The sequence below is a fragment of the Pseudomaricurvus alcaniphilus genome (assembly GCF_011440395.1).
In the GTDB taxonomy this organism is placed as follows: domain Bacteria; phylum Pseudomonadota; class Gammaproteobacteria; order Pseudomonadales; family Cellvibrionaceae; genus Pseudomaricurvus; species Pseudomaricurvus alcaniphilus.
Map to the genome: position 1 here is coordinate 122506 of NZ_JAAOIX010000004.1, position 21769 is coordinate 144274.

Consider the following 21769-nt stretch of genomic DNA (forward strand, 5'->3'; position numbering starts at 1 on the left):
CAGGCCTGCCGCTTTGCTTTGCTGCAGCGGTCAGCCCAAGCACAGCGCCTCGAAAAAGCAGTTGCAGCGACTCGAATCAAATTCAGTTGCCGCTGCCCAATGGCCAGGTAATCACAGCGGCAAATAACTCGAAGCCTTGAAAGTGACTGAACTCGCCCTGCGGCGTGACGGTGACGTAAACCCAGCCATTCCTGGATTCGGACAAGCGCTGGCGATCCACCCGGTAAGCGTCGCTGGAGGATATTTCCAGCAACACCTCATCCACCGCATCGGCCAACTGCGGGGTAAAGCATTCAGCCTTCTGCACCTCACTGGCAAGCCGCGCGGCCAGTGCCAGTTCCGGGCTATCGGCTGGCGGGTCGCTGCTGAGCGGCACGAACACCCCCTCGGCCTCGACTCGGTTATCCGCGCCGCCTGCGCCGACATGGGTCCAGAACAGCAGCCCACTGGGCTGCAGTGCAATAACCCCGGCCTGCTCCAGGGACAGTAAACACAATTCTTGCATTGGTTAAGAGAGCTCGCTGTTGCCGTAGCGGTATTGTTGCAGCTGTATTCCAGCTATCCCGTTAGCCTTTGTCGCCTGCCAGTTCAATCGTCGAGCCGAAAGCCCAGCTTCATGGTCACCTGGAAGTGACCGACCTTGCCATCCTGGATATGGCCGCGAATATTCTCAACTTCAAACCACTCCAGGTTGTGAATGGAGCGCGAGGCTTTGGTGACGGCTTTCTGGATCGCATCGTCCACACTGGCTTTGGAAGAACCAACAACATTAACCATTTTATAAACGTGATCGCTCATTTTGTTAACTCCTGTTGATAAGGGCCTACTGAGGTTAACACAGCGATGTTGGCATTGTCGCCGGGGGTTGATAACCAGCGACAACCCGGCGAATCAATTGCCGGCGAGCGTAATAGCAGACGGTTAGCGGGGCGGGTCGATGCGCTCCGCGGTAGAGGTGTTAACCCGGAACCAGCCGGCAATGGAGTAGCGATCCCGCGCCGCCGGCAGCACTTCATGGGGAAATTCTTCGCTCAAAAATGCCACCACAGTGGCGTAACCGGGGGTCACCTTGATGCCCCGCGCTGCAATGGCCTCGCCGTACAGCACCAGCTCACCGCCGTCTTCTGGCTGCCAACCCGGGTTGAGGTAGACCACCAGCGATAACACCCGGTTGGCCTCACCTTTAAACGCGTCCAGGTGACGCTTGTAAAAGTCGCCCGGCGCGTAGTGTGCAAAATGGCTTTCAAAAGAAAACAACCCCAGGAACAGGCGCCGGTTGAGATAGAGCTGTAACTCCGCCGCCCACTGTAACCAGGCACTGCCCGCGGTCGACTCACCGTTAATCCAGCTGATTTCGTCACTGCGGACAAAGTTGTTGAGTGTGTGTTGTTGCTGGCGACCGATCCCCGCTGAGTCAAATTTTTGCCCCGGCATGGTCTGCAGGTGCTGCCACAGGGTATCGGCCAGGGCAGCAGGCAACATCGCCGGATTGATGCTGTAGCCCTTCTCCAGCAGGTCGTTGGCCATCCGTTCAAACAGAGAACTTTCACACAGGGCGTTTTCAACCAAATCACTGGCAATCGAACCGGTATCAACCAGTTTGGCTTGCAACAGCGGGCCACCGGCGTCCATATCGCCGGTAAACAGTGGGAATGCTGACATGAGTTGCCCTGCAAAAAGTAGGTAAATGGTGATAAAAGCTAGCGAGCGCTAACCGGCGTTAGGGAGGGCCTCGGCGCAAAGGCGCGCGATGATAGCTTTAATCGCCGCCGATCCGCCAGCAAAATTTTTGCCCAGGCTGAAATTGACGGGGGGGTGCCGCAGCTGTTGTCACAACAATTGCCAGACGCCCCTGATTCCGACCACCGAGGTAAAGATTGAGAAGCACAGAATCACGGCGAGGATGCTGTTGGCGACCCAGGTATTTTTGTATTTCCCCATCAGGTCCTTGCGGTTGCCGAGATAGAAAATACAAGCAACAGTAACCGGCAATATGACCGCATTGAAGGCCTGGGAAACAATCATCACAAACACGGGCCGGGCTTCGAAAACAGGCACAACCAGGCCGAGCAGGGAAATCAAAAATACGATGACTCGATAGCGGGTCAGGGTCATGTCCCGCTGCGCGCCGGTATAATCACACAGCAGCCAGGGCAACATCAGCACGTTCGGAAATTGCGACGATACGCCTGCGGCAATAAGTCCAAAGGCAAATATCGAAGCCGCCATAGGTCCGGCCAGCGGCTCCAGCAATTCGATCATTTGCGAGGCCTTTGATAAACCCACTCCCTCAGCGTGCAAAGTACCCGCCGCTGCCGCCATGATTGAGGCACTGATGACAAACATCAAAACTACGGAAACAACGGCATCATTGCGCTGGGTCTTGTAATCCGCCAGCGACCAGCCCGCCTCCTTGACCAGCGTGGTACGAATAATAAACAAGCCGGAAAAGACGGTAGTGCCAATCAACGAGGCAATGACCAGCAAAGGACCTTGTCCTGATCCGGGAGGGACCTCTGGAATGCCTGGAATCAAGCCCCGCATAATGTCAATTGGGGGCGGCATCAGGATAAAGAAATTGATCAGGAAGCATGCCGACATAATGGCGACAATTACCGCCAGGCTGCGTTCGAAGAACTGGGTTTTACCGTTCCAGAAGATGAAATAAACCACAGAAACAAAGAAAGCGGCGAAATAGATCGGTGCGATGCCGCCACTAACCACCGACTTCGACCACTCGTAACAGATCTCCGCAACAATCCCCATCACCCCCATCACACTGCCACAGACACCCGTGGTCAAGGCCACCAGAAAGAAGATGCCCACCGCCGGATGGATGTGCTTGCGAAACGCTTGCAAGGCGGTTTCACCGGTGACTAACGTAAAACGCCCGTACAGGTTGATCATAAAGAAAGTGCACAGGCAGGAGGCAACAATTGTCCACAACAGGGACATGCCATAGTCCGCCCCGGCCTTGGCCATAGCGGTGACGCTGCCGGTGCCGATATTGAAACCCAGTAAAAAAATACCCGGCAGAAATAATGCCAATCCCTTGGCGAACTTGCGTGCCAGAGAGTCGTTGATTGGGCTACCCGCCTCTGGCACTGCCGTCATGACAAGGCATCCCTTTGCTGCGCCGACAGCGCCCGGATCACACCGCGCACCTCGGCCAGCCCTTTCAGGCGTCCGATGCCGGAGTAACCCGGATTTACGGTTTTGCCGATATCATCCATCATCTGGTGGCCGTGGTCCGGGCGAATAAAGATATCCTGGGGCTCAGGTTCTTCCTGTTTGCGGCGCCTCTCCTCACTCAGTAATTCCTTGATCACCTGGACCATATCGATATCGCTGTCCAGATGACTGGCCTCGTAAAATGAACGCTGCTCAGCGGGATCCCGGCTGACTCCGCGCAGGTGGGAAAAGTGGATGCGCGGTCCAAACTGCCTGGCCATGGCCGGCAGATCGTTGTCCGGGCGGCTGCTGTAAGTGCCTACGCAAAGGGTGATACCGTTGGAGGGGCTGGGCAGGGCTGCGAACAACAGTTCCAGGTCATCCGCGGTGCAGATAATGCGCGGCAAACCGAGCATATCCCGTGGAGGATCGTCGGGGTGGATCGCCAATTTCACCCCCAGCGCCTCGGCCCGGGGCAATACCTGTGACAGGAAGGCAAACAAATTGCTGCGCAGGGTGTCGCTGGTAACATCCTTGTAATTGGCCAGCATGGCTCGAAAATCGTCAATGCCGTAGGCGTCCGTCATCTTGCCGGGCAGGCCAGCGATAATATTGCTGGTGAGCTCAGCCCGCTCACTGGCAGACATGGCCTCAAAAACCTGCTTCGCCTCAGCTATTTCCCCATCACTGTACTCCGCTGCGGCGTTTTCACGCTGCAGAATAAAGAGGTCGAAGGCGGCAAATTTTTTCTGGTCAAAGCGCAATGCGTAGGCGCCGCTCGGGAGTTTGTATTTAAGATCCGTGCGGGTCCAGTCGATCACCGGCATAAAGTTGTAACAGATGGTTTTTATCCCGCACTGGGCCAGGTTTTCCATCGACGCGATCCAGTTCGCCACATACTTCTCATGGCCGGGCCGCGCCAGTTTGATATCCTCATGCACGGGAATACTCTCCACCACCGTCCACTTCAGTGGTGCAGTGCCGGGTTCGCACTCCTCTATCAGCGCCTGGTGCTGGCGTATTGCTGCGAGCGGCCAGACCTCGCCGGTGGGAATGCTGTGCAGCGCACTGACAATATCCGTTGCGCCGGTTTGGCGAATATCGCTTATGGTTACCGGGTCATTGGGACCAAACCATCTCCAGGACTCACGCATAGTCGTCTCTCAAATTTAGTTCGTTAAAAAACTGTCTACCGCTTGCACTACACCCACCTCCGCAATGGCCCGGTGATGCTCGCGCACCGCCGCCATAAACTCTACATCGGTGAAAAAAGTGAACTTGCCCGCGCCCGCCAGGGCAAGAAAATCCTCCACATCAGCGGTGGTCGCTGTGGACTCACAGCGGCCAAATGCATCGCGCAGCGGGTCGTTTAAGTCGTTGTTTAGCAGTGCCTGGCGAATAAAACTTGCCCAGGCCGCCAGGGCAAACGCCAGATAAGTGGCACCTTGCCCCTGGCTGAGGGCGTCGTCGATGGTCGGCAGCCAGCGCTGCTGAATTTTCTGGGAGCTGTCGGTACCGACCTGCAATACCGCATAGGGCAAATTGCCATTGCGAAAGCGTTCAAGCACCTGATCGATATAGCCCTCACCGCTGACGCCAGCGGGTACCGGGGTCACCGGCAGCACATTGCCCTTGAGCGCCTGCTCGGTAAAACGGGCAAGGGCCGGGCGCTGCAGTGCCTCGTGGATAAAACGGTCACCGGCCAGGTAACCCAAAGCGGCGAGCATGGAGTGCCCGGCATTGAGAAAACGCAGCTTGATGCGCTCGAAGGGGGCAATATCCTCGACAAACAGCGCCCCGACCCGATCGAAGGGGGGACGCTCCCCGGCAAAACGATCCTCGATGATCCACTGGCTGAAGGGCTCTGCGGCGACCGGCGCTGCGTCGTACAGCCCCAGTCGTTCCGCCACTGTCTTCTTTAACGGTTCATCGGTGGCGGGCGTTACCCGATCGACCATCGAAGAGGAAAAAGCCACATTCGCCGCCACCCAGCTCAATGTTGCGGGGCTGTGGCGTTCAAGCAACATCAGGACACCGCTCCGCAGATGTTCGCCGCCGGCGTGCATATTGTCACAGCAGAGGATGGTCAAGGGCGCGCCCTGGTCGGCACAGCGCTTGATCATCGCCGCGGCAAGGTACCCGTAGGTCGTTTGCGGTTGGCTGAGAGATTCGAGATCGCGGCTAATGCCCGGATGCGCGCGGTCGATCACCCCGCTGGACAGGCAGTAACCTTTCTCGGTAATTGTCGTAGTGACCAATTGGGTCTGGTTGCGGGCCACCGCCTCGATAACCGCCTGGGGATTTTCCGGCGCCACCAGCACATTTTGGATAGCGCCGATAATGCGGTAAGCCGTTGTGGCTCCCAGGGTTGCCTGGGTGTAGAAGAAATCCTGTGGGGCAAGGTTGTCGCGCATAGCGGGCGAGCGCAGCGAAACACCTGTGATACCCCAGCCAGTCTCGCCCTCATTCAGCAGTGCATCGCAGTACACCGCCTGGTGGGCGCGATGGAAATTGCCGGCACCGAAGTGAACAATGCCGCTGCTAACCGACGCCCGCGCGTATCCCGGCGTCTCGACCGCGGGCATCACTTTGGACAGGGTGGTTGTGCTGAGTCGCTCCATCTTCTATCAGGCTCCCAATTCTATGCCCGGGCGATACCAGGCCTGCACGGTCAGATTACAGATCAAAGTTGCGGGTCTATCCGGACGATTCTGGTCCTCACAAAGCAGCGTTTGATCCTTGCAAAGACAGTGTCTGGCCCTCGCAAATACAGTGTCTGCAGGCATCCATCGACGCTTACTTTCCAGGGGTCGTAACCGGGGGTCGTAATGAAATAAATCTTTTATTAATAGCTTATGTTACCGCCGAGATAGTACTCACACACGAACTTTATGTCAACAAAATTGGTAATACAATCAGAAGCCAACATGTCATGCACGCATAATACACACCTGCTGCCGCGCCGCTCTGCCCTCTGTCGCCTATTCTGGCTTTAGGCCCCGGTTTTATTAGTCGACCGGAAAGCTGGTGCTGGCCTGACACTCAGCGCTTCACGCACTGAGTTCAACACAGAAAGCCTCAACACAACTGTCACCGTTAAAGCAATGATTAGCTAATAACTTTTCACTCCATTAAAAATCTCTCTTATTACCAATAATGAACAATCTATATTACCAAATATATTGACAAAAACTCACCAAATTGATTTACTTCGGCGAGCAGTACGGGGCACGACCTCATACAGCGAGAAAAGTGTCCAGAAAATCAAAATAAAGTGCTTTAAACACAAAGCCAAACGACCACGAGGAAGATAATAATGAAATCACGCACCAGGAGAGCCAACGGAAATTCACCGCGGCTGTCGAGCAAAAGGCTGATGATTAGCAGCTTATCACTGGCAATTTCTGCCTTATCAAGCGGCGTGCTTGCTCAAGGCGAACCGGCAATGGTAGAAGAAGTCGTTGTCACGGGTATCCGCTCTGCCCTGCAAAGCGCCCTGAATGAAAAGCAGAATGCCACCAATCTGGTGGAAGTCATTATGGCGGAGGATATCGGTAAGCTGCCTGACCAAAACCTGGCAGAAGTTCTTGAGAACGTCACCGGTGTCCAAATCACTCGTACCGCAGGTGTGGGTACCGGCGTTCAAATCCGTGGTACCAGCGCCAACCAAACCCTGATTAACGGTGTGGCCACTGTGGGTTCCGGCTCCGGCCGTACCGGCATCAGCTTTGAAGATCTCTCCGCCTCTATTATTGCCGGTGTTGAAGTAACCAAAGCACCCGATGCGAAAACCATTGAAGGTTCAGTGGGCGGCACTGTCAACCTGAGAACCATACGTCCACTTGATCTCGAAGACATGTTGGTGGCTGCGCGCATTCAGGGGGAAGACAGCAGCCTGTCAGACTCCAGCCTGCAGCCGAGATTTTCAGGAACCTTTGGCAACAACTGGAGCACCGGCATCGGTGATATCGGCTTTGTCATTAGCGGCAGTATTACCGAACAGGAATCAACCTCATTCCGTCCTCGTGTCGACCGTGACGGCGGCCTGGTTGAGAATGTTAACGCGGTTGTTATTAGAGATAACGGCACAAGCATTGAAGATCAACCAACCAGACGCCCCGCGGCGCAAGATTTCGATTTTGTTGGTATGCAATTCTTCAACCAGGAATACGAGAATTTCGAGTACGAAACCACCAACGTTTCCACTACCTTTGAGTGGGCGCCCAATGAAAACCTGAAGTTGTTTGCCGATGTCATCATAACCGAGCAGGAGCGCCGACAAGACAGCTCCAGGGTCCAGGCCTCCGGTTTGAGCAGTGTGCTTAATTACAACGTGCCTACCGATTTTGAAACAGTAAATTTTGGCTCCCTCGGCGGTGTCAACCTGGGCAGCATCCAGGTGGGAACCAAAGGCACCGTCCAGCCAAACCTGGCCGCTGATGACGACGATCCAAATTTACGCTTCTCCAGTGATACCGGTGCACGTATTACTGACAGCTCAGTCTTCCGAATCGGTGGAACCTGGCAAAACGACAAGATGTTAGTCTCTGTAGAGGGGGCGATGGCAGAAGCTGATACGGTCAGCCCTGACTTAAGCACTACCTTGAACTTCATCAACCCTAATTGCCCCCTCGACGGGACCAGCAATGATAACTGCGTACCCTTTATCTATGATTTGACTGGTGGAGCACTGACCTTTGGTGTTGATTTTGATTCACCGTTCGCCCCTACAGTAGATGATTTGCTCGATCCTAACAATGTTGTACTGGATGCAGTTTCTGTCGGTCGGGACACCAGGGAGAATGCCAACGATGCGTTCCGTGTAGACCTTACTTACTATCTTGAGTGGGGAGCACTGACGTCAGTTGATGTGGGTTATCGCTGGAACAAAGCGAGCAATACTTTTGACAACGTCAGTTCAAATTTTGGCGTAAGTGCAATGCAAGACAGCCCAAATGGTTCTCTGTTTGAAGAACTGCTTGTTCGCGGTCCTGACAACTTTGATGATGGCGACGGCAGAGATCTGGCGTTTCGCAACTTCCTCCTGATCGATCCGGATCGCGCCTTTAATGACCCGGATGGCACACTGGAGATACTGCAAGCTGCCGTTATAGCACACGGCGGCAGAGTCCCATTAAACAATGCCGCATCCAGTAATTCCGCCTTCTTTGATATCGAAGAGACAACCGACGCTTTCTATGCCCAGGCAAATTTTGAGTACGGTATGTTCCGCGGCAACTTTGGTCTGCGCTATCTGGAGACGGACGTAAAATCCAAAGGCAACAGTGTCAGTGGTGGTGATGTAACCACAACCACAACCAGCGGCAATTACAGCTACCTACTCCCTCGTTTGAACCTGGTTGTCACCCCCATGGAAGACCTGGTTGTACGTGCGGGTTGGGGTGAAGATATCCGACGCCCGGATTTTAACGATCTGTCTACCTCGGTACTGTTTGGTACCGGCCCGAACACCTCAGTGGAGATCGGTAACCCGGGGCTGGAGCCTGAAGAGGTAGAGTCATTCGACCTTTCAGTAGAATGGTATTTTGCACCTGCCGCAGTTGCGAGCATCGGTTATTTCCACAAAGAGCGCACCAACCTGTTTGTTTCTCAGCTGGAAGATGCTGCGGTCGATGGCAATGGTTTTCGTGATATCACCCCACCCTGTGAAGGCGGCGGTATCTTCAACCCACTCCCTGATCGCAACGTTTTGTCAAATGTGCCAGGCAATGGACTATGTGTCCCAATTGAGACCATAGTTAATGACACTGAAAAAACCACACAGTCAGGTTGGGAGTTATCCTTCCAGTATGACCTTGCGGATTTTGAGGACAAACTCGGCTGGGCTTCAGGCTTTGGTATTATCGCTAACTACACCATCCAGGATTTTGAAGGTGGTGAAGCGACGAATTCCTCTGCAACCCGAGGCACCGATATCTTCAACGCGATCAATGGTGTTTACGACGATCGCAACTTTGAAACCGTTGAGGCAGTCCAGGGTCTACTGGATTTTTCTGAAACTGCTTACAACTTCACTCTGTTCTACGAGAAGCATGGTATTTCAGCCCGGGCGCGTTATACCTGGCGTGAAGCTTTCCGTACCGAAGACACAGCGGGCGGTGCTACGCTTTCCAGTACTTACGGCTTCCCGGTTGTTACCGAAGACAGGGGTCAGCTCAATATGAGCATCAACTACGATATCAATGAGAACTTTAATATTGGTGTCGAAGCTGTAAACGTACTTGAAGAAGAGATAACACAATCTTGTGTTAACGAAGGTGCAATCCTGTGCTTCCAGGGTATACCCGATCGCAGAATCACCTTTGGTCTCAGCTATCGCATGTAAATTGTGCGGGTAAAATATCGAACCAAAGGCTGCCATCCTGGATGGCAGCCCGGTTCACCTCCTTGCCCCGGCTCTTTGCCGGGGCTTTTTTTTACGCCCTGGTGGATGCCTGCTCCTATTGCAGCAGCTGCATTGCCGAGCGTCTTCGACCACAGAACTGGAGCCACAAGCATGAACCAGATTATCAAGCTCTCCGCCAACCGTGTCTGGCGAACCTATCAGGGCGGTAAGCAACTCGACATGATCGAAGGCAAGCAGAACCCGCAGGATTCACATTTCCCCGAAGACTGGATTGGCTCCACTGTCGAGGCCCGCAATATTGGGCGCGAACATATATCAGAAGGCCTGGCCATGGTGACAAACGAGGACGGCCAGTCGGTTCCGTTTCGCGACTTGCTGCGGCAAGAGCAACAATACTTTTTAGGGGCTGATGGCGACTCCGCCCGCTCGATGGAAGACATCCCCCTGGTCAAATACCTGGACAGCTCAACCCGTCTGCACTTCCAGGCTCACCCGACCCGTGACTTTGCCCAGAAGAGACTGGGCCTGCCCCGCGGCAAGACAGAAGCTTACGTGATTCTTGAGACTCGCGCTGAAATAAGCGACCCCTATATCTACGCCGGATTCCAAAGATCCCCCAGCCGCGAACAGCTCAAGACCTGGATTGAAAACCAGGATATCGAATCCATTGAAAAGTGCTTCGACCGTATTCCGGTCAAGCCCGGGGATGTATTTTTGATCCCGGGAGGTCGTCCACACGCACTGGGTGAAGGCATACTGATGCTGGAAATCATGGAGCCTTCCGACCTGGCGGTACGCTTTGAGTTTGAGCGCTGTGGTTACGTGATCCCCGAAGCGGCGAGATTTATGGGCAGGGATATCGAAACGGCACTGGACGTCTTCAATTTCGACCCGATCCCCCCTGAGAAAGTCGACGCGGAATTTCGTTGCCAGCCAAAAATTCTGCTCGACGATAATCACGGGAATTGCCTAGAAGAGTTGATCGGCGCGGACAAGACCTCCTGTTTCACCATCAAGCGAGCGTCGGTCAGTGGCTGTTTTGAACGCAAGGAAAACGCCTTTTTCTTCGGCGTCGTGACCGCTGGCTCCGGAACCTTGCGTATTGGCAATGAAGTGACACAGTTGCAACGCTGGGATCGGTTCTTCTGTCCTGCAGGAGTTGACCAGTTCCAGTACCAATCGGATGCGGGGTTGTCGGTATTGGAGTGCTACCCGGGCAACAGTTGACAGGGCATTAGCGTATTTTTATTTTAATGTCATCGATAAGATTCTGCTTTCCATCCTGTTCCTTTCGAGCAAGAGACTGCCGAGGCCGGCTCACAGCTATGCACTGACGGCTCGGCAGCCTACCGACTGAAAAGACTACGGACTGAACAAAGTTGTACTCACCAGCCCGTCATCACACCTGGCTCCGATAGGCTCGCCCAGGTATCGGTGAGCGGCGCACATCGGGTGACAGCGCTGTTACACCACTGGATTCCGGTACATACCTTAACTCGATGCAACCCGGACATCTGTATCCCTCGCTAACGAATTTGCTTGCCGCTTCAATCTCCACGCCCATCGCCACCCATATCGGCCCTAAATTTCGCAGCATGTTGTTTTATCGACTTCTGCAAAAAGCTGTCGTGACGACACCGCCAGCCTGCCCCTCTACCTCAATCTACCCCTCTATGTCGGCCTGCCGCTTTATGTCGGTATAGCTGGCGTAAGAAAAACTTGATTGCTTCCGACGCAGCATTAGAATAGGATAGTACTGTATATTTATACAGCAAAATATCGCTAAAGCTAACTTACTGGGGCTAGTAGCACTGGAGCTAGTAGCACCGAAACTAGTAGCACCGAAACTAGTAGCACCGGAACTAGTAGCACCGGAACCAGGCAGATACCTCGTATTTACAGACAGCATTAAGTGCCCATGAGAAGTACCCATGACCAGAAGCGCCCATGAGAAGTACCCATGAATAGCAAGCTCGAAGCCCTTCTCAAACTCCCCAACACCTGGCAAGCCTCCAGGGGGCCGCGCCTGCAAGCGGTTATCGCCACCGGCTATCCGCAACTGGACCAGGCCCTGCACCAGCAGGGCTGGCCGCAGGCGGCCACCACCGAATTGCTGCTGGAGCAGCCGGGGTTTGGCGAGCTGGGTCTGTTGCTGCCGGGCCTGCTGGCACGCCAGCCACTGGCCCCCTGGCTGGTGATGATCGCGCCGCCCTACCAGCCCTTTGCCCCGGCCCTGGTGCAGGCGGGCATCGACCTGCAGCGGCTGCTGATTGTGCAGCCGCGCGACAGCAAGGAGCTGCTCTGGTGCGCCAGCCAATGCCTGGCTTCCGGCGCCTGCAGCGCCGTGCTGACCTGGAGCCTCGACCAGACAATACGGGATCGGGACTTGCGCCGTTTACAGCAGGCGGCCACCGCCGGCAACTGCTGGCACCTGCTGTTTCGCCATCAGCGCGAGCAACTGCAGACCTCCCCCTCGGCCCTGCGCATTCACCTCAGGCCCGAGACAGAAGGCCAGCTGCAACTGCAGATTATCAAGCAGCGCGGCGGCTGGGCCGGCCAGACCCTGATGTTGCGGCCCGCCAGCCAGCCGCTGCCGCAACCCGCCCGGCAACCGCTGTACCACGGGCCGCTGCCCGACAGTGCAGCCCTGGGTTATGAGCAAACATCAAAGCACGGTCGGGTATCGGGTAACGGGCATGGATTAGATAGCCCGCAGGCAACCCGGCGACAGGCCTCGGTCGCCACGCTGCCCACAGCACAGGTCTAGGCAGAGGTGTGCTGTGCAACTGTTATGGCTCTGCCTGCGTTTTCCCCAACTGCCCCTGGATCAAGCTCCCCTGAATCAACCCTTTCAGGAGCAACCTTCCCGGAACCGGTTTTCCGCGGCACCCTGCCCTGAAAAGCCATCCCCTGAGGTAGCGTGCCCTGACTCTGACCAGCATGAGTCCCTTGAGCAACGCCCCTCAGGCACCGCCACAACCGAACACCGCGACACGGCGCCGCGGGTGGTGGTGGAACGGCAGCGCATCCAGTTCGCCTCTGCCAGTGCCCGCGCCGCCGGCATTGATATCGGCATGTCACTCAACACCGCCCTGGCGCTGTGCAAGGATCTGCAAGCGCTGCCGCGCAACCGGCAACAGGAAGCCGCCAGCCTGCAAGCGCTGGCGCACTGGTGCTACCAGTTCACTCCCTGCGTAAGCCTGCGCGCGGCGCAACCGGAGGCTGACCAGGACACGCCCAACGACACCCTCTTGCTGGAGATCAGTACCTGCCTGCGCCTGTTTCATGGCCTCGACAGCCTGTTGCAGCAGATCAATAGCGGCCTCCAGCAGCAGGGTTACTGCTGTGTCGCCAGCCTCGGTCACACCCCCCAGGCGGCCTGGCTACTGGGGGCTGTGGCGGACCTCAACCCCCTCACCAGCAACGGCGGGATAAAGCCCGACTGTGCCGAACAGGAGCTCGACAACGACTTTTTCCTGGCCCGGGTGCGGCAGGTGCCGCTGCCGCTGTTGCCTTTGAGCGACAAGCAGCAGCGGCAATTGCGGCAGGTGGGTTTCAAGACCCTGGGCGACCTGCTGGACCTGCCCCGCGCCAGCCTGGCCCGACGCTACAGCAAGGCCCTGGCCCGGCAACTGGATAAAATCAGCGGGGCCGAGATCGACCTGCAGTACTACATCCAGCCGCACCGGCACTTTTTCAGCGAGCGCCACTACCTCAGCGGCCTCACCAGCGTCGCCATGCTGCAGCACCCGCTGCAGGAGCTGCTGCAGGAACTGCACCGCTTCCTGCTCGACGGCCAACTGCAATGCCAGGGTTTTAGCTGGCGCTTTTATCACTTTGACAAATCCGCCTCAGAGCTGGCCATCGAGCTGTCCACAGCCCAGAACCAGTACCAGAACTTTCTCAATTTAAGCCTGTTAAAGCTGCACGGCTTCCGGGTGCATGCGCCTGTCGAAACGGTGCAATTACACAGCTCCATGCTGCTGGCCAGCCAGGCCCACAGCCGCCCGCTGTTCAGTGAGCTGGGGCTGCAGGCCCGCCACGATCGCGCGCAACTGCTGGACACCCTGCACACCCGGCTGGGGCGGGAGCGACTCTATCAACTGGTGTGCCTGGATGAGCACTTGCCGGAGTATCGCCAGGCCATGGTCTCCAGCGGGATGCCGGCCACCGGGATGCCGGCCACCGGAGTGCCAGCCGCAAGCTCCCCGGGCGGGACACCGCCAGCGTCTCCCCTGCCCCTCTGGTTACTGCCACAAGCGCGGCGACTGGGGCCGAATTTGACCCAGCTGGAAATCATCAGCGGTGCCTGCCGGATTGACAGCCACTGGTGGCGCCAGCGCCAGCAGCGCAGCTACTTTATCGCCCGCGACCAGCGCGGCAGCCACTGGATTTACTACGATGCCGAGCGCCGGCAGTGGTTCCTGCAGGGGCATTTTGGCTGATGCTGGCTGTGCTGCCGAACCACCTGCCGCCAGGCATATAACTGCTGTGCCGACGACTGCGGTAAGGAGGAGTGAACTGCAAGTGAAGACGACTGACGTGGCGGTGATTGCGGCACTGCCCCCTGACTCGCAAGTAAATAGGACTGAGCTGCCAATGATTGTTGTACGGACCCGTGACCCGCAAATGGAAACGACTGACGTGGCGGTGATTGCGGCACTACCCCCTGACTCGCAAGTGAATACGACTGAGCTGCCAATGACTGTTGTACTGACGCGTGACCTGCCAATGATTGACCTGCCTGTAGTTAAGGTAATGGTTGCTGCAATGGTTACCGCACAACAGATGGACATGCGAGCGCCTGCCTGACCATGTTCGCCGAACTGCACTGCCTCAGCAACTTCACCTTCCTGCGCGGCGCCTCTCGCCCGGAGGAGCTGGTTGCCCGCGCCCGGGAGCTGGGCTACGCCGCCATCGCCATTACCGACGAGTGCTCCCTTGCCGGCGTGGTCAAGGCCCACGTCGCCGCCAGGGAGCTGGGCATCAAGCTGATTATCGGCAGCGAGTTCCGGCTCGACGATGAACTCGGCCAGCAGCCGAAATCCTGCCAGCTGCTGTTGCTGGCCCCCAGCCGCAAGGCCTACAGCGAACTGTCCCTGCTGATTACCAAGGGCCGCCGCCGCAGCCCCAAGGGACAGTACCAGCTCAGCCTCAAGGACCTGCAATTTGGCACCCGCCACTGCCTCGCCATCTGGCTGCCGCCCAGGATCGCCGGGCAAACCGGGCAAACCGGACAAACAGCCTTGAGCCCGGAGACAGCCTTGAGCGAGGAAGCAGCCTTGAGCGAAAAATCAGCCCTGAGCCAAGAATCAGCCTTGAGCGAAAAATCAGCCCTGAGCCAAGAATCAGCCTTGAGCGAAAAATCAGCCCTGAGCCAAGAAGCAGCCTTGAGCAAAAAAACAGCCCCGAACCAAGCAGCAGCCCTGTGCCAGCAACAAGCCCAAACCCTGCAGCAGTATTTCAAACAGCGCCTGTGGCTGGGAGTGGAACTGCTGCAGGAGGGTTCAGATCGCGACCACTACCAGCACTGCTATCAACTGGCCCAGGCCCACAAGATCTCCATGCTGGCCTGCAACGATGTGCACATGCACGAGCGCCAGCGCCAGGCCCTGCAGGATACCCTCAGCGCCATCCGCCACAACACCAGCATCGAACAGCTGGGGCGGCGGCGCTACTGTAACGGTGAACGCCACTTGCGCAGTATCGAGCAGTTGCAGCGCATCTACCCCCAGGCCCTGCTGGAAGAGACCCTGCACCTCGCCGACCTGTGCCGCTTCTCCCTCGACGAACTGAGCCACGACTACCCGGAAGAACTGGTCCCCAGCGGCAAGAGCGCCGGCCAGCATTTGCGCGAACTGAGCCTGCAGGGCGCCGAGCGGCGCTGGCCCAACGGCACCCCGCCCAAAGTCATGCAGCAATTGCAGCGCGAACTGGAGGTCATTGCCGAGCTGCGTTACGAGCACTACTTCCTCACCGTCGAGGACATTGTGCGCTTTGCCCGCCAGCAGAATATCCTCTGCCAGGGGCGCGGCTCGGCCGCCAACTCAGTGGTGTGTTACTGCCTCTTTATCACCGAGGTGGACCCGTCCCAAAGCGCGCTGCTGTTCGAGCGCTTTATCTCCAAAGAGCGCAACGAGCCGCCGGACATCGACGTGGATTTTGAGCACGAGCGACGCGAGGAGGTGATCCAGTACATCTACCGCAAGTACTCCCGCCAGCGCGCCGCCCTCACCGCCACGGTCATCACCTATCGTCCCCGCAGTGCCATCCGCGACGTCGGCAAGGCGCTGGGCTTTGACCCGCTACTGGTGGCCCAGCTGGCCAAGGACATCGCCTGGTGGGAGCGGCGCGACCAGCTCGATGAACACTTGCAGCGCCACGGCATTGCCAGCGACAGCCCCATGACCCACCACTTTATGCAGCTGGTGCAAGAGATACTCGGTTTTCCCCGCCACCTGTCCCAGCACGTCGGCGGCTTTCTTATCACCCGCACCCCCATCAGCAACCTGGTGCCCGTGGAAAATGCGGCCATGGCCGAACGCACCATTATCCAGTGGGACAAGGTGGACATCGAAGCCCTGAAACTGCTGAAAGTGGATGTGCTGGCGCTGGGTATGCTGACCGCCATTCGCAAGAGCCTGGCGCTGATCAACAGCTACCAGTCGCCGCCGGTGAGTCTGGCCAATATGCCGCGGGAGAATCCGCAAACCTACGCCATGCTCTGTCGCGGCGACAGCGTCGGGGTCTTCCAGGTGGAGTCCCGCGCCCAAATGGCGATGCTGCCGCGCCTGCAGCCGCGCTGCTATTACGACCTGGTGATCCAGGTGGCCATTGTCCGGCCGGGGCCTATCCAGGGGGATATGGTGCACCCCTACCTGAAACGGCGCAGCGGTGAGGAGCCGGTCAGCTACCCCAATGAGCTGGTCAGGGAAGTTTTGCAGCGCACCCTGGGGGTACCGATCTTCCAGGAACAGGTGATCAAGCTGGCGATGGTGGCCGCCGGTTTCAGCGGCGGCGAAGCCGACCAGTTGCGCCGGGCCATGGCCAGCTGGGGCCGCAACGGCAACCTGCTGGGTTTTCAGCAGCGGCTGTTGGAGGGCATGCGGGCGCGGGGCCACAGCCAGGAGTTTGCCGAGCGCCTGTTCCGGCAGATGCAGGGCTTCGGCGAATACGGTTTTCCCGAGTCCCACGCCGCCAGCTTCGCGCTGCTGGTGTACAGCTCCGCCTGGCTCAAATGCCACTATCCGGCCGCCTTTTACTGCGGCCTCCTCAACAGCCTGCCCATGGGCTTCTATTCACCCGCACAACTGGTGCAGGATGCCCGCCGCCACCGCATTGAAGTGCGCCCCATCGACATCTTTCACAGCCACTGGGACCACAGCCTGGAGTTGCGCGACGATGATGTGCTGCTGGAACAGCAGCCGGCCCTGCGCCTGGGCTTGCGCCTGGTCAAAGGCTTTAACCGCGCCGCCGCCGAGCGCATCGTCCACTGGCGCCAGCAGCCGCACAGCCAGCTCGGCAGCCTCAGCGACCTGGGCCGCGGCGCCCGCCTCAAGTCGCAGGAACTGGAGTGCCTGGCCGCGGCCAACGCCCTCGGCTACCTGAGCAAGGACCGGCACAGCGCCCACTGGCAGGTACAGGCATTGACCGAGCACACGCCGCTGCTGGCAGCCGCCGACACACCGCAGGAGGAGGAGATTCAATTGCCGCCCTCATCGGCGGCGGAGACCACCATCGAGGACTATCGCCACACCAGCCTCAGCCTCAACCAGCACCCCATGAGCCTGCTGCGCCAGCAATATCCCTTTAACCGCTGCCTGCGCGCGGCGGATTTGTACGGAGTGCCGCACGGCCGCTTTGTGCGCCTGGCCGGAGTGGTCACCGGTCGCCAGCGTCCGGGCACCGCCAGCGGGGTCCTGTTTATGACTCTCGAAGACGAGACCGGCAACAGCAATGTGGTGATCTGGCAAAACCTGCAGCAGCGCTGCCGCCAGGCGGTGTTGAAAAGCCGCATCGCGCTGGTCAAGGGCATCCTCGAGCGGCGCGACAATGTGATCCACGTCATCGCCGGCGACATCCAGGACTACAGCGATCAGCTGCCCGGCTTTGGAGTGAAATCCCGGGATTTTCATTGACCCCGGGACTTTCATTGACCCCGGGACTGGCCAAGACCCCGGAAGTTCGCACTGAGCTGACTTGCACTGAACCGGAAGCTTGCACTGAGCCCCGGTTTTGTACTGAAGCAAAGATTTGTACTGAACCGGAAGCTGCAATGAGCCCCGGTTTTGTACTGAAGCAAAGATTTGTACTGAACCGGGAGTTTGCTCTTAACCAAAGACTTGCTCTTAACCAAAGATTGGCACGAAACCAGGGATATGCACTGGCTCCGGCCACCCGCCCCTACCACATCAAATCGTCGGGAATTTCGTAATCGGCGTAGGGATCGTCCTCATCCGCCACCTGCTGGCTCTTGTTGGCCGACAGAATCACCGCGGCGTCCCGCTCGGCGATCTTGTCCGCCACCGGCATCGGCACCAGCTCGTATTTATCGCCCAGTTTAACGATCGCCAGCCGGCCGCGGGTCAACAGCCCCTGCACCTCACTGGAGACGTACATCTTCTTGATCTTGCTGCCGTCGGTGAAGTTGTAGGCGATATCGCCGCCGCCCTTGCTCTGCAGGTTGGTCTCGATCAACTGCCGGATCTGCGCAGCGATGGCTTTGCGATCGGCTTCGGCCTTGCGCTGGGCGTTCAACTCGCGATCCCGAGCTGCCTTCTCTTCCCGGGCCTTTTGCGCCTGCAGCTTGGTCTCATCCACCACCAGCTGGCGCTCGCTCTTCTTCACCTTGGCCACCTTGCGCTTGTCCTTGCTGGCCTGCTTGGCCTGCTTTTTATCCACCAGCCCGGCTTTTAACAATTGATCCTGTAAAGTGCTCATATCCCACTCTCTGCTTGCCCTGTTGCGAGGCGGCTATTCTAACAGCATCGATTGCCGCTGCCTAAATGCCATTAGCGCTTCGACTGCACTGGCGCTTCGATCCCATTAGCGAGCATCTGCATTAGCAGCGATCTGCACTAGAGGGTATCATTGGGGGCTTGAATTAGACGACCCAGAGAGCTCATGAGCCAACTTACCCATCTCGACGAACACGGCCGCGCCCATATGGTGGATGTGGGCGCCAAGGCCAGCAGCCAGCGCCAGGCCAGCGCCGAAGCCTGTATCAGCATGTTGCCCGCAACCCTCAAGCTCATTATGGAAGGCGGTCACAAGAAGGGCGATGTCTTCGCCGTGGCCCGCATCGCCGGTATCCAGGCGGCGAAAAAATGCGCCGACCTGATCCCCCTCTGTCACCCGCTAATGCTCACCTCCATCAAGGTGGAGCTGGAGGCAGAACCGGAGCAACAGCGGGTGCGCATCACCAGCACCTGCAAACTCAACGGCCAGACCGGGGTGGAAATGGAAGCCCTGACCGCCGCCTCCGTGGCCGCACTGACGGTCTACGACATGTGCAAGGCGGTGGATAAAGGCATGGTCATCAGTCAGGTGAGGCTACTGGAAAAGACCGGCGGCAAGTCCGGGAATTATAAAGCCGAGGTAACAGCATGATCCGCATCAAGTATTTTGCCCGCCTGCGCGAAGCGGTCGGCCAGCGAGAGGAAAGCCTGCCCCTGCCCGAGTCAGTGGCCACCGTCACCGACCTGCGCGACTTTCTCGGCCGCCGCGATGAAGCCTGGCAACAGGCCATGCAAATGGGCGGCCTGCTGGTGGCGGTCAACCAGACCGTGGTGGACTGGAACCAACCCCTGAGCGGCGATGAAGAAGTGGCCTTCTTTCCCCCGGTGACCGGAGGCTAGTGAACCTGCATGATCTCAATCCAGCAGGCAGACTTCAGTCTGCAACAGGAGTACGAAGCGCTGCGGGCCGACTGCCCGACCATTGGCGCCATTGTCACCTTTACCGGCTTGATGCGCGATTTCAACCAGGGCGACGACATCCAGGGCCTGTTTCTGGAGCACTACCCGGGCATGACCGAGAAGTCACTGGCGGACATCTGCAGCCAGGCCCGCGACCGCTGGCCAGTGGAGCAGATCCGCATTATTCATCGCATCGGTGAACTGCGCCCCAGCGACCAGATTGTGTTTGTCGGCGTCTCCGGCCAACACCGGGGCGAGGCCTTCGCCGCCTGCGAGTTCATCATGGATTACCTGAAAACCCGGGCCCCCTTCTGGAAGCGGGAAATCACCCGCGAGGGCAGTCGCTGGGTAGACGCCCGGGACAGCGACACCGACGCCGCCGAGCGCTGGCAAAAATAATGGCGACGAATCGCTGGCTGGTGTTCCTGAAACAACATTACACTGCGCCACTGGAGCTGAGTTTCAAACAATTCAAACTCGGCGCCATGCTGTTCTTTTTCGGCGGCGTACTGATCTATATTGCCGGCACCACCCTGCCCCCCTCCACCCGCCAGGAGATCCTGTTGCTGGCCGGACTGGTCATCGGCGGCTTCGGTTTTCTTATCGCCATGATGGCCCAGCTAAGGATGCTGATCAGCCGCCTGCTGCGCTTTTTTATCGACCCCTGATTTTTTGGCCACGCAGCTTGTGGCTGTAATATTTCTGGCAGTGCTGTTTCTGGCTGTAGAGTTTTTGCAAACAGATTTTTTGCAAACAGATTTTTGCAAACATCGCCTCTGGCAACACAGCTGCTGGAAACACAGCCCCTGGCAACACAGCTTCTCACGCCGCCGCACCTGATTGCCGACCTGCAGCCTCAGCTGGTTTGCAACCGCTGCGCCAATTGGCGCAAACGCGCTTTGTCGGACTCCAGCTGCAGCGCCGCCTCGGCGTACTGCAGCGCTTGCGCCGAACAGCGCCGGGCCTGGACCCGAAAACGCTGCGGATCATTTTCCGCCAGCGCCAACAGGGCTTTTTGCAAACGCACTTGCACTTCAACCAGGCCCGCACCGTCCCGGGCAATGGGTAAAAATGCATCGTCAAAGAAATCCGCCAAGGCAACCGTCGCCACTTGCAGGTTGGTGTGCACCGGTGCCTCCTCGCAAGTCTCGGGACCGGTTGCGCTGCACACCAGCAACAGGCGCATCATCCGGTTGATCACATCGATCGCCGTACCGGCATCGTTGACCCCCGGCGACAGGGCGCGCGAAGCAATTTCTGCCAGTACGGAAAAACCAAAACGGGGATCCTGGTCGAAAGAGCGCTCCACATCGATACTAAAGGCGTCGCGAATACGGCTGTTTAACTGCTCATCCTCCGGCCCCTGATACCAGGCCAGCGGTCGGCTCGGGTGCACCAGGGTTCCCGGTATTGCCAACACGCCGATTTCCCTGTCCGCCGCAGCGCCACATTCGGACAGGGCGCTGGTGTCGACATGCTGCACATAGCCCGATTCCTGGGTACACACCACATTGGCATCAACCGGCAGGAACTGCGGGCTTGCCATGGGCCTGCCGCCCAACGCCGGACAGCGGATGCGATCCACCAGCGCCGCGCGCACCTTGTCTTCCACCTGGCCGGTGGTACGCCCGACGCGACCGAGACCAGACAGGTGTTCGATCCAGCGCAACAGGGTGACCACAATCGAGAAGATTACCACCAGGGTGGCAACAAAGAGAATAAAGCGGCCGACCTCGGTGTAGAGGTCGGTACTCAGGGCGATAATACCCACCAGGCTGAAGAGGAAAGAGCCGAGAAAGGTGGCCAGGGTGTTCTGGGTGGTTGGGTCCTGCTTGATCAGCTTGGTCGCTCGCGGCGTCACTCCGGAGCTGGCGGCACTGTAGGCGGAGACCATAACGCTGAGTGAAAAGATGGTCACGGTGAGCATACTGGTGGCGAGGATACTGAGGATCTCGCCCACCGCTTCGCTGCCGACATTGAACGGCAGGGGCTCCTCGATCAGCGATTGCACCGGAATCGCCACCAGCGCCACCACGCCCCCCAGCACCCCCACCAGGCTCGCCCGCAACCACAGGCTGCGGATCAACCGGTTATAAGACCACTCCAATTTGGACAGCATCCAACCTCCTTCTCGATCGGTCGACGCCTGCAGAGTGCAGGTGTTTACCCAGCCGCCGCACAGCGAGCGCAATTTCGATCTGCGCGGCAAACACTGTAACAGTCCGCTGTCACTGCGGGCAAACCCTGGCTCCGCTTTAACGACAATGTTTACAACGACCGACTACTGAGGAGGGTGGCTATTGACTCATACTGC

General features: G+C 58.0%; 18 protein-coding genes. 10 read left to right on the plus strand and 8 right to left on the minus strand.

All coding sequences use genetic code 11. From position 1 onward, the window contains the following. Nucleotides 1-82 precede the first annotated feature (82 nt). The 6 genes from G8764_RS10590 to G8764_RS10615 form a co-directional block, all read right to left on the minus strand. Nucleotides 83-505, minus strand: a complete 423-nt coding sequence (locus tag G8764_RS10590; RefSeq protein ID WP_166164608.1) for a DUF6210 family protein — start codon at nt 503-505, stop codon at nt 83-85. 83 nt (nt 506-588) lie between these two features. Next, nucleotides 589-798: a dodecin gene (locus G8764_RS10595; protein ID WP_166164609.1), complete on the minus strand. Its 210-nt coding sequence runs from the start codon at nt 796-798 to the stop codon at nt 589-591. 123 nt (nt 799-921) lie between these two features. Next, nucleotides 922-1662, minus strand: coding sequence for a 2OG-Fe(II) oxygenase (locus tag G8764_RS10600; RefSeq protein WP_243748727.1), 741 nt, complete (start codon nt 1660-1662; stop codon nt 922-924). A 168-nt stretch (nt 1663-1830) separates the two neighbouring features. Then, on the minus strand, nt 1831-3114 hold the full coding sequence (locus G8764_RS10605) for an Nramp family divalent metal transporter (protein WP_166164610.1): 1284 nt from the start codon (nt 3112-3114) through the stop codon (nt 1831-1833). After that, nucleotides 3111-4325, minus strand: coding sequence for a mannonate dehydratase (uxuA, locus tag G8764_RS10610; protein WP_166164611.1), 1215 nt, complete (start codon nt 4323-4325; stop codon nt 3111-3113). Before uxuA ends, G8764_RS10605 begins: the two co-directional genes overlap by 4 nt. A gap of 15 nt (nt 4326-4340) precedes the next feature. After that, nucleotides 4341-5792, minus strand: coding sequence for a mannitol dehydrogenase family protein (locus tag G8764_RS10615; protein WP_166164612.1), 1452 nt, complete (start codon nt 5790-5792; stop codon nt 4341-4343). Between the two features lie 695 nt (nt 5793-6487). On the opposite strand from G8764_RS10615, the gene G8764_RS10620 reads away from it, so the two are divergent. The 6 genes from G8764_RS10620 (at nt 6488) to G8764_RS10645 (ending at nt 17676) form a co-directional block, all read left to right on the plus strand. After that, nucleotides 6488-9517 (plus strand): TonB-dependent receptor, encoded by a 3030-nt coding sequence (locus G8764_RS10620; RefSeq protein WP_243748728.1) that lies wholly within the window; start codon nt 6488-6490, stop codon nt 9515-9517. A gap of 171 nt (nt 9518-9688) precedes the next feature. Continuing rightward, on the plus strand, nt 9689-10765 hold the full coding sequence (locus tag G8764_RS10625) for a class I mannose-6-phosphate isomerase (RefSeq protein ID WP_166164613.1): 1077 nt from the start codon (nt 9689-9691) through the stop codon (nt 10763-10765). A gap of 733 nt (nt 10766-11498) precedes the next feature. Then, a complete protein-coding gene (gene imuA / locus G8764_RS10630; RefSeq protein WP_166164614.1) occupies nt 11499-12305 on the plus strand; it encodes a translesion DNA synthesis-associated protein ImuA in 807 nt (268 codons plus the stop codon). A gap of 13 nt (nt 12306-12318) precedes the next feature. Then, nucleotides 12319-13983, plus strand: a complete 1665-nt coding sequence (locus tag G8764_RS10635) for a Y-family DNA polymerase (RefSeq protein ID WP_166164615.1) — start codon at nt 12319-12321, stop codon at nt 13981-13983. Between the two features lie 82 nt (nt 13984-14065). After that, nucleotides 14066-14350 carry a hypothetical protein gene (locus G8764_RS10640; protein ID WP_166164616.1) on the plus strand — a complete coding sequence of 95 codons (285 nt, stop codon included), beginning with the start codon at nt 14066-14068 and terminating at the stop codon, nt 14348-14350. Nucleotides 14351-14352: 2 nt separating this feature from the next. Next, nucleotides 14353-17676 carry an error-prone DNA polymerase gene (locus tag G8764_RS10645; protein ID WP_166164617.1) on the plus strand — a complete coding sequence of 1108 codons (3324 nt, stop codon included), beginning with the start codon at nt 14353-14355 and terminating at the stop codon, nt 17674-17676. 265 nt (nt 17677-17941) lie between these two features. On the opposite strand, the gene G8764_RS10650 is transcribed toward G8764_RS10645, so the two are convergent. Then, nucleotides 17942-18478 (minus strand): DUF2058 domain-containing protein, encoded by a 537-nt coding sequence (locus G8764_RS10650; RefSeq protein WP_166164618.1) that lies wholly within the window; start codon nt 18476-18478, stop codon nt 17942-17944. Nucleotides 18479-18661: 183 nt separating this feature from the next. On the opposite strand from G8764_RS10650, the gene moaC reads away from it, so the two are divergent. From moaC to G8764_RS10670, 4 genes are read left to right on the plus strand one after another with little or no spacing between them, the layout of a single operon-like run. After that, a complete protein-coding gene (gene moaC / locus G8764_RS10655) occupies nt 18662-19147 on the plus strand; it encodes a cyclic pyranopterin monophosphate synthase MoaC (protein WP_166164619.1) in 486 nt (161 codons plus the stop codon). Further along, nucleotides 19144-19395 carry a molybdopterin converting factor subunit 1 gene (moaD, locus tag G8764_RS10660; protein ID WP_166164620.1) on the plus strand — a complete coding sequence of 84 codons (252 nt, stop codon included), beginning with the start codon at nt 19144-19146 and terminating at the stop codon, nt 19393-19395. Before moaC ends, moaD begins: the two co-directional genes overlap by 4 nt. A gap of 9 nt (nt 19396-19404) precedes the next feature. Further along, a complete protein-coding gene (moaE, locus tag G8764_RS10665) occupies nt 19405-19854 on the plus strand; it encodes a molybdopterin synthase catalytic subunit MoaE (protein ID WP_166164621.1) in 450 nt (149 codons plus the stop codon). Beyond that, on the plus strand, nt 19854-20123 hold the full coding sequence (locus G8764_RS10670) for a hypothetical protein (protein WP_207951818.1): 270 nt from the start codon (nt 19854-19856) through the stop codon (nt 20121-20123). The genes moaE and G8764_RS10670 overlap by 1 nt, the downstream gene beginning before the upstream one ends. A gap of 188 nt (nt 20124-20311) precedes the next feature. Here the strand turns inward: G8764_RS10670 and G8764_RS10675 are convergent, their stop codons facing one another. Next, a complete protein-coding gene (locus G8764_RS10675) occupies nt 20312-21574 on the minus strand; it encodes a DUF2254 domain-containing protein (protein ID WP_166164622.1) in 1263 nt (420 codons plus the stop codon). Between the last annotated feature and the right edge of the window lie 195 nt (nt 21575-21769).